Annotated in this window: 1 protein-coding gene; it reads left to right on the top strand. The window is 36.5% G+C overall.

Features of this window, described 5'->3' with window-relative positions:
* Positions 1-1042 (top strand): IS1634 family transposase (locus tag OSCI_RS27780; protein WP_039963262.1); only part of this gene is annotated, 1042 nt, incomplete at its 5' end.
* Positions 1043-1152: the final 110 nt, after the last annotated feature.

Here is a 1152-nt window from a genome sequence, read left to right as displayed (position 1 = left end):
TAAAAGTGTATTTGTAGAGAGACTGAAAGAATTTCAAAATCAGTGGACATTTGACGGTATATGTGTAGCAGACAGTGCCTTATACACAGCTCCTAATTTGTCAGCGATGGCAGGAATGAAATGGATAACCAGAGTGCCATTAAGTATCAAAGAAGCTCAAAATAAAATCTGGGATATAAAAGATAATGCCTGGGAGCCAAATCAAATAAAGGGGTATAAAATAGCAGCGATATCAAGTGAGTATGCTAACATCAAGCAAAGATGGCTAGTGATAGAGAGTGAAATCAGAAAACAAGCAGCAATTAAAACAATAGCCAAGCAAGTAGAGAAACAGTTAGAATCAGCCAAAGCCTCAGTGCGTAAGCTATCGGGGCAAGAGTTTGCTTGTATTACCGATGCAGAGATAGCAATAAAAAGGTTATCAGATTCTTGGAAATATCACCAGATTGCAGAAATTGAATACCGAGAAAAGCCAGTCAAAAAAACGACAATTAAGCCGAAAATATCAAGCCAGACCAAGACAACAGTTTATCAAGTTACAGGTAAAATAGAAACCAGAAAATCAGTAATAGAAGCGGAAAAAGTCAAAGCCGGGAGATTTATATTAGCCACGAATATCTTAGATACTAAAACAGTGAGCAATCAACAGGTATTATCGGAGTACAAAGCGCAGCAAAGTAACGAGAGAGGATTTAGATTTATCAAAGATCCGTTATTTTTTACGTCAAGCGTATTTGTGAAAAAGCCGGAGCGAGTGGAAGCAATTGGAATGATAATGGGACTGTGCTTGTTAGTTTATAACCTAGCTCAAAGGAAATTGAGACAACAATTAGAAGCTAGCAATGAGGGGGTGAAAAATCAGGTGAAGAAATTAACAAATAAGCCGACGATGCGCTGGATATTTCAGATGTTTCAAGCGGTGCATTTAGTGTCGATAAATGGAGAGAAGCAAGTCAGCAATTTAACCCAAGACCGTCAAGATGTATTAAAGCATTTAGGGCAGTATTGCTGTCAATACTATTTAATATTTTCAAGTGGATGATGATTGATATTAAGGTATAAATATTTGTAAATAATCTTCATTTATGAGTCAAGACAATTTGCTCTTGGCATGAGTTGACTTTGTTAAAAAGATGAGTTGAAGTGATAAAT

This window comes from Kamptonema sp. PCC 6506 (assembly GCF_000180455.1).
Lineage (GTDB): Bacteria > Cyanobacteriota > Cyanobacteriia > Cyanobacteriales > Microcoleaceae > Kamptonema > Kamptonema formosum.
Note: the sequence above shows the minus strand (reverse complement) of the source record. Positions and strands in the feature narration are given on the sequence as shown.